Source organism: Mesorhizobium sp. WSM4828 (genome assembly GCF_055811175.1).
Genome location: NZ_JBVVQK010000069.1, coordinates 1 through 8,375 on the forward strand (window position 1 = coordinate 1; position 8,375 = coordinate 8,375).

The window sequence follows — 8,375 nt, forward strand, 5'->3', positions numbered from 1 at the left end:
GGGTCGGCGCCCGACAGCGTGAACTCGTCGGTGTGGCAGATGCCGGTTGCCTTGATCTCGACCAGCACCTCGCCATCACGGGGACCTTCGAGGTCGACCTCCATGATCTCCAGCGGCTTTCCGGCGGCGACGGCCACAGCGGCGCGCGTTTTCATCAGGCAATCCTCCCAAGACAGTCTGCAATCCAGGTTAGATTTAACTTACCATTCAGCTCTGCGCTATGCACGAAGCGACGTTCTGACTCGGGATTTTCGTCAGCGCCGGCCGATTTGCATCCGGGATAGGCTCCGACTTGCCTTGACCGGCCCCCTGAAGCCCATAAAACGGGAAGCCCGTAAAAGACGGGCAGTCGAGGGACGAGGCCTGCATGTTCTCAAAGATCCTGGTCGCCAACCGTGGCGAGATCACCTGCCGCGTGATCAAGACGGCGCGCAAGATGGGCATCGCCACCGTCGCGGTCTATTCCGATGCCGACCGCGACGCCGTGCATGTCGAAATGGCCGACGAGGCGGTGCATATCGGGCCTTCGCCTGCTGCGCAAAGCTATCTGGTCCCGGAAAAGATCATCGCCGCCTGCAAGACGACAGGGGCCGAAGCCGTGCATCCCGGCTATGGCTTCCTGTCGGAGCGGGCATCCTTCTGCGAAGCGCTGGAGCAGGAAGGCATCGTCTTCATCGGCCCGAAGCCCAAGGCCATCAAGGCGATGGGCGACAAGATCGAATCGAAGAAGTTCGCGAATGCGGCCAAGGTGTCGACGGTGCCCGGCTGGCTCGGCGTCGTCGAAAACGCCGCCCATGCCGAAAGGATAGCCGGCGAAATCGGCTATCCCGTGATGATCAAGGCCTCGGCCGGCGGCGGCGGCAAGGGCATGCGCATCGCCTGGAGCAAGGCAGAGGTGCGCGACGGCTTCGACCGGGCGCGCTCGGAGGCCAAAAGCTCGTTCGGCGACGACCGCGTCTTCATCGAAAAATTCATCGTCGATCCGCGCCATATCGAAATCCAGGTGCTCGCCGACGCGCATGGCAACACGCTCTATCTCGGCGAGCGCGAATGCTCGATCCAGCGCCGCAACCAGAAGGTCGTAGAGGAGGCGCCGTCGCCGTTCCTCGATGCCAAGACCCGCAAAGCCATGGGCGAGCAGTCGGTGGCGTTGGCCAAGGCCGTCGATTACCAGAGCGCCGGCACGGTCGAGTTCATCGTCGACAGCGACAAGAACTTCTATTTCCTGGAAATGAACACGCGGCTGCAGGTCGAGCATCCGGTGACGGAACTCGTCACCGGCATCGACCTAGTCGAGCAGATGATCCGCGTGGCAGCCGGCGAAAAGCTCGCCATCAAGCAGAGCGACGTCAAGCTGAACGGCTGGGCGGTGGAAAGCCGCCTCTATGCCGAAGATCCGTATCGCAACTTTCTACCGTCGATCGGCAGGCTGACGAAATACCGGCCGCCGGAAGAAGGAAAATTCGGCGAAATCGTCATCCGCAACGATACCGGCGTCACCGAAGGCTCGGAAATCTCGATGTTCTACGACCCGATGGTCGCCAAGCTGTGCACCTGGGCGCCGACACGGCTGGCAGCGATCGATGCGATGTCGGAAGCGCTGGACAGTTTCGTCGTCGACGGCATCGAGCACAACATCCCGTTCCTGGCGGCGCTGATGCAGCATCCGCGCTGGCGCGAAGGGCTGATATCGACCGGCTTCATCGCCGAGGAATACCCCGACGGCTTCGCGCCGATCGTGCCAGACGCCGAGGAGAAGTCGGTGCTGGCCGCGATTGCCACCGCGGTCGAACTTCTGCGCCGCGACCGGCTCGACCGGCTGGGCGGGCGGCTGGCGCCGCATTCGGGCGCCTTGAAACGCGATTGGGTGGTGAAGATCGGCCGGGATTATCTTTCGCTCGCCATCGTCGAAGGCATGATTTCCGTTCCGATGGAGCTCGATCTCACAATCGACGGCGGCAAACCGCTGACCGTGGCATCCGACTGGCGGCCGGGCGATCTCATCTGGCGCGGCACGGTCGGCGGTCGCAAGGTCGCGGCGCAGGTCAGGCCGGTGCTGAACGGATTTCGCATTGCCTGGAAAGGCATGTCGGTGACGGCGCGCGCCATGCTGCCGCGCACTGCCGAACTCGAAAGGCTGATGCCTGAAAAAATCGCGCCGGACACTTCGAAGATGCTGCTCTGCCCAATGCCCGGGCTCGTCGTGTCGATCGCCGTTGTCGAGGGGCAGGAGGTCAAGGCCGGCGAGACGCTTGCCGTGGTCGAAGCGATGAAGATGGAAAATGTGCTGCGCGCCGAGCGCGACCTCATCGTCTCGAAGCTCAACGCCAAGCCCGGCGACAGCCTTGCCGTCGATGCGGTGATCATGGAATTCGCGTGAGGCTGGAAAATCCGCTTCGACGCTGGCCTGGGATGTTGGAGATTAGCGAAAGCCGAGGTGACGGCCAATCTCCCCCCTCGTGGGGGAGATGTCCGGCAGGACAGAGAGGGGCGCGAAGAAACGCGACCAGACAATTCGTTGGGCAACGAGACAGAGTTCGCATTTTTTTGCCGATGCAACGTATTTTGTTCTTGCTTTGTGCCGGCAGCTATGCTACTAATTTCGGTATGGTGCTAATTGGCTCCAACGACCCGCCTTTGAGGCGGGTTTTGTGTTTCCTGGCCGGAGGTTGGCGGGACAGCGCCCCTCTCTGTCCTGCCGGACATCTCCCCCTCTAGTGGGGAGATTGGCAGCTCGGCGGCAGCACTTTTCTGCCGACGAAAGCGATTGCTCCAAGCTCGCTAGGTTCCGATCGCTACCGCTGGACTCGTGTTACCCGGTACCGGACAATACATCTTCATCGACTGAGTCCTTGTGAGGCGGCGCGAAAAAACCATGGCGGATGAGAGACTTCCACGCGATCCCTTGCTGCGCGAGGCCTATGCAAAGGCGTCGCGGGCGGAGGCGGCGGCGCGTCGGTTCATTCATCTGCGCGTGCATTCGGCCTATTCGCTGCTTGAAGGCGCGTTGCAGCTCGGCAAGATCGTCGGCCATGCGGTGCAGGACGAGTGCCCGGCAATCGCCGTCACCGACACCAACAATCTGTTCGGCGCGCTGGAATTCGCCCAGAAGGCGGTAAAGGACGGCATCCAGCCGATCATCGGCTGCCAGATCGATCTCGCCTTTTCCGGCGAGGCGAGCGACAGCCAGCGCGACCGCAGGCGGCAAGGACCGGAGATGCGGCCGGTCGTCCTGATTGCCGCAACCGAGGGCGGCTATAGCAATCTGGTCAGGCTGGTCAGCCGCGTCTACCTCGAGACACCGCCCGGCGAAGCGGTGCATCTGACGAGCGAGATGCTGCAGGGCCACTCCGACGGTCTGATCTGCCTTACGGGCGGGCCGCGCGGTCCGATCGGCACTGCCTTGAAAGAGGATCGCCGCGAACTCGCCGAGACCCGGCTGCTGGCGCTCAAGAGCCTGTTCGGCGACCGGCTCTATGTCGAGCTTGAGCGGGTGTCCGGCTACGACCGCGCGATCGAGCAGTCGTCGGTCGATCTCGCCTACCGCCATGATCTGCCGTTGGTTGCCACCAACGAGGCGTTTTTCTTCTCTCGTGAAGACTATGACGCGCATGATGCGTTGATCGCCATCGCCGAAGGCTCCGTGGTTGCAGCCGACAATCGCCGCCGCCTTTCGCCCGACCACTTCCTGAGAAGCCAGGCCGACATGGCGAGGCTGTTCGCCGACCTGCCGGAAGCAATCGACAACACCGTCGAGATCGCGCTGCGCTGCTCGTATTACCCGAAGACGCGCAATCCGATCCTGCCGCGCTTTGCCGGCCGCGATGTCGCCGACGCCGATGCTGCGGTCAAGGCGGAGGCGCAGGAGCTTGCCAGGCAGGCGCATGAAGGGCTGGAGGCGCGGCTGGCGGCGCACGGGCCGACGCCCGGCTATACCGTCGAGCAATATCGCGAGAGGCTGGATTTCGAGCTCGGCGTCATCGAGAAGATGAAATATCCCGGCTATTTCCTGATCGTTGCCGACTTCATCAAATGGGCCAAGGCGCAAGGCATTCCGGTCGGCCCGGGCCGCGGTTCGGGCGCCGGCTCGCTGGTTGCCTATGCCACGACGATCACCGACATCGATCCGCTGCGCTTTTCGCTGCTGTTCGAGCGCTTCCTCAATCCCGACCGCGTGTCGATGCCCGACTTCGACATCGACTTCTGCCAGGACCGGCGCGAGGAGGTCATCCGCTACGTCCAGCAGAAATACGGCCGCGACCAGGTTGGCCAGATCATCACCTTCGGCACGCTGCAGGCACGCGCGGTGCTGCGTGACGTCGGCCGCGTGCTGCAGATGCCTTACGGGCAGGTCGACAAGCTGAGCAAGATGGTGCCGTCGAACCCGGCCAATCCGGTCAAGCTTGCCGACGCCATCGCCAACGAGCCGCGCTTTGCCGAAGAGGCGGAACGTGAGCCGATCGTGCAGACGCTGCTCGACACGGCGCAGAAGCTGGAAGGTCTTTATCGGCACGCGTCGACGCATGCCGCCGGCATCGTCATCGGCGACCGGCCGCTGTCGGAGCTGGTGCCGATGTACCGCGATCCGCGCTCGGACATGCCGGTCACGCAGTTCAACATGAAATATGTCGAGCAGGCCGGGCTGGTGAAATTCGACTTCCTTGGCCTGAAGACGCTGACGGTGCTGGACAGGGCGGTCAAGCTGATCCGCCGCCGGGGCATCGAGATCGATCTCGCCCACATTCCGCTCGACGACCCCGAGACCTACGCCATGCTGTCGCGCGGCGAGGTGGTCGGCGTGTTCCAGGTGGAAAGTGCCGGCATGCGCAAGGCGCTGATCGGCATGCGGCCCGACTGTATCGAGGACATTATTGCGCTGGTCGCGCTCTACCGGCCGGGGCCGATGGAGAACATACCGACCTACAATGCCAGAAAGCACGGCGAAGAGGAGATGGCGTCGATCCACCCGAAGATCGACCATCTCGTCAAGGAAACGCAAGGCGTCATCGTCTACCAGGAACAGGTGATGCAGATTGCGCAGGAGCTCTCCGGCTATTCGCTGGGCGAGGCCGATCTGCTGCGCCGTGCCATGGGCAAGAAGATCCGCGCCGAGATGGACAAGCAGCGCGAGCGCTTTGTTTCGGGTGCGGTCGACCGCGGCGTCGGCAAGCCGCAAGCCGACTTCATCTTCGACCTGCTGGCAAAGTTTGCCGACTACGGTTTCAACAAATCGCATGCCGCCGCCTATGCTGTCGTCTCCTACCAGACCGCCTATCTGAAGGCGCATTACCCCGTCGAATTCCTGGCGGCATCGATGACGCTCGACACGGGCAATACGGACAAGCTCGCCGATTTCCGCCAGGATGCGCTGCGCCTCGGCATCGAAGTGGTGGCGCCGTCGGTGATGACGTCGTTCCGGGATTTCGAGGTCGGCGAGAACCGCATCTTCTATTCGCTGGCCGCGCTCAAGGGCGTCGGCGACGCGGCGGTCGAGCACATCGTCGCCACGCGCGGCGAAAAACCGTTCAAGAGCCTCGCCGATTTCTGCGAGAGGGTCGATCCGAAGATCGTTGGCAAGCGCGTCTTCGAAAGCCTGATCATGGCCGGCGCGCTCGACTGCTTCGGTCATGACCGCGCGGCGATGATGGCCGGCGTCGAGCGGATGATGGGGCTGGCCTCGCTGGCGCAGCAGAATGCCGTCACCGGCCAGCATGACATCTTTGGCGCCTCGCTCGGCGCACAGTCGCAGGCGCTCAACCTGCCGGCGACCGATCCCTGGCTGGCCGCCGACCGCCTGCACCGCGAATTCCAGGTGGTCGGGTTCTATCTCTCGGCGCATCCGCTCGACGAATACAAGGCGGCGCTGCAGAAAATGCGGGTGCAGACCTGGGGCGAGTTTTCGGCGGCCGTCAAACGCGGTGCTGCCGCCGGCCGGCTCGCCGGTACCGTCACCACCAAGCAGGAGCGCAAGACGCGCACCGGCAACAAGATGGGCGTCGTGCAGTTTTCCGACACCTCAGGCCAGTATGAAGCGGTGCTGTTTTCCGAGGGGCTGGCGCAATACCGCGACCTGCTCGAACCCGGCCGCTCGGTGGTGATCACCGTTTCGGCCGAGGACAGGCCTGAGGGCGTCAATCTGCGCATCCAGACCGTGCAGTCGTTGGAGGAAGAGGCAAGCCGCATCCAGAAAGCGTTGCGCATCTTCGTCAGAAATGACGCACCGGCATCGACAATCCAATCGCAGCTTGGCCAGCGTGGCGACAGTCAGGTGAGCATCATCGTCATCAAGGAAGGCGGCGAGGGCGAGGTCGAGATCGAGTTGCCCAACCGCTACCGCGTATCGCCGCAGATCGCGTCGGCCATGCGCGCGGTGCCGGGCGTGGTCGAGGTGGAATTGGTCTAATGCATGTCGCGCAAAAGTGTGCAGCGGTTTTTGCGATAACGACATGCATCAAAACAGGAACTTAAAGCGCGTCGCATGAGGCCGGTCGAGCGCGACGCGCTTTAAGAGTTTGCGCACGCTTATGAAGCGGCGATCTCCGCCGGTTGCGGTGCTCTCCGCTGCAGGTTGAGCAGATTGCCCATGAGGATCAGCAGGGCGCCGCCGGCGGTGAAGGCGTCGATCTGCTCGTGATAGAGCAGCCATCCGATCACCGCCGACAGCGGCACGCGCAAAAAGTCCATTGGCGAGATCACTGTCGCATCGGCATAGACAAGTGCACGGGCCATGCAGAAATGCGACGACATGCCGGTGAGGGCGATGAGCAGGATCCACGGCCAGAGTTCGAGCGGCGGGTTGCGCCATTCGTAAAGCGCCGGGACCAGGCCAAGCAGCGACTGGATGATCAGCATCCAGAAGATGATGCGCACGACGCTGTCGGTCCGCGTCAGCGACTTGACGAGGACCAGCGAGATGCCGAAGCAGACTGCGGCTCCCAGCACCATGACATGCCCCGGATTGACCGCGCCGACGCCCGGACGCACGATGATCACAACGCCGATCAGCCCGAGCACGATCGCCGCGAGCCGTGGCCGGGAGAGCCTTTCGCCGAGGAAAGCGACCGCCAGCAAAGCGGTCCAGATCGGCGTCGTGAATTCGATCGAGATCAGCACCGCAAGCGGGATCAGCGTCAAGGCGTAGAGCCAGGCAGCCTGGCCGGTATAGTGGACGACGTTGCGGGCGATATGGGCCAGCGGACGCCCGGTGCGCATCGCCGCAAAACCGCCTGACATCACAACCAGCGGCAGCAGGATGAAAAAGCCGATCACCGAGCGCAGCTCGAGCACCTGGAAGACGTTGAGTTCGGCCGTCGTGGCGCGGCCGGCCACCGACATCGCCAGGAACGAGGCGATCGACAGCGCCATCCAGAACGCGGCTTTGGGGATCGAAGGTGCGGGTGCCATGCGGCTATGTCGCAAGCCGGAGCGCTCACCGCAACCGCTAGCCGGCGCATTCGGCTGGGCCAGCCGCGAAGCGTTGCATGCGGTGATGTTGAAGCCGGAACCCGCCGCTGTTGGAAGCGTTGGTCCGTCAGTGTTTGCGTGCTGTGTTTTGGATACCAACGAGGAGCGGTCCGATGAAATCACTTGCACGATTTGTACTTGCCGGCTGCCTGACGGCCGGGGCTGGCGCAGCGCATGCCGACGATCCGGATTTTCTTCGCTCATTCCAGGGGAATTTCGCCGGTAAAGGCATCGTCAAGGTGACCACCGATGCGCCGACGGTGAATGTCTCATGCCGCTTCAATTCCGACGCGACGTCGAGCTCGTTGTCGCTCGACGGCAGTTGCCGCGGTCTTATCGTGGTAACGCGCGCCATCAGCGCGGATCTCAGGTCCAGCGGGACGAAATACAGCGGTACCTATGTCGGATCGCGCACCGGGCCGGCGCAATTGAGCGGCAGCCGCTCCGGCAACGCGATCAATCTCGGCATCCGCTGGGCCAAGGAGGTCAATGGCGATCGCAAGGCGCAAATGACGGTCGAGAAGACCGGCGAGGACGGCATGCGGCTGATCGTCGTCGATACCGATCCGAAAACCGGCAAGAGTGTGGTGACCACCCGGATCGATCTGCGGCGCACGTGATCTTCTCCTCCCTCCCTTCGTCATCCTGGGGCGGAGCAGGAGCGAAGCTCCGTCGCGAAGACCCCAGGATCCATGCCGTTGCCTCGCGGCAGTGCTCCGGCGGACCGAATGCCATCAGCCCGGTCTCGGTTTGCGGTCATAGCCGGTCATTGAACCTTAGCCGGCGCCGTCGCGGAGACAAGCGCCGTGCTGGACCGCTGCATTCTTCGGCTGATGTCACGGCATGATGGGGTGGACGGCCCCCGAAGCGGCATCGATGTGCCAGATTGAGGTCGTATAGAACTTCAATCG

At 63.2% G+C, this 8,375-nt stretch carries 4 protein-coding genes and 1 pseudogene; 3 read left to right on the plus strand and 2 right to left on the minus strand.

What is annotated here, in order from left to right; genetic code table 11:
• A pseudogene (locus tag AC0L2X_RS32135) lies at positions 1–155 on the minus strand (S-(hydroxymethyl)glutathione dehydrogenase); the annotation flags it as partial.
• Positions 156–367: 212 nt separating this feature from the next.
• Here AC0L2X_RS32135 and AC0L2X_RS32140 point away from each other — a divergent pair.
• The gene (locus tag AC0L2X_RS32140; protein WP_473561256.1) at positions 368–2,380 is read left to right on the plus strand and encodes an acetyl-CoA carboxylase biotin carboxylase subunit; all 2,013 of its coding nucleotides are present in this window, start codon (positions 368–370) and stop codon (positions 2,378–2,380) included.
• Positions 2,381–2,875: 495 nt separating this feature from the next.
• On the plus strand, positions 2,876–6,403 hold the full coding sequence (dnaE, locus tag AC0L2X_RS32145) for a DNA polymerase III subunit alpha (protein ID WP_473561258.1): 3,528 nt from the start codon (positions 2,876–2,878) through the stop codon (positions 6,401–6,403).
• A 119-nt stretch (positions 6,404–6,522) separates the two neighbouring features.
• Here dnaE and AC0L2X_RS32150 read toward each other — a convergent pair whose 3' ends face one another.
• On the minus strand, positions 6,523–7,404 hold the full coding sequence (locus tag AC0L2X_RS32150) for a DMT family transporter (protein ID WP_473561260.1): 882 nt from the start codon (positions 7,402–7,404) through the stop codon (positions 6,523–6,525).
• A 173-nt stretch (positions 7,405–7,577) separates the two neighbouring features.
• Between AC0L2X_RS32150 and AC0L2X_RS32155 the strand changes: the two genes are divergently transcribed.
• On the plus strand, positions 7,578–8,084 hold the full coding sequence (locus AC0L2X_RS32155) for a hypothetical protein (protein WP_352493120.1): 507 nt from the start codon (positions 7,578–7,580) through the stop codon (positions 8,082–8,084).
• The last annotated feature ends 291 nt before the right edge of the window (positions 8,085–8,375 follow it).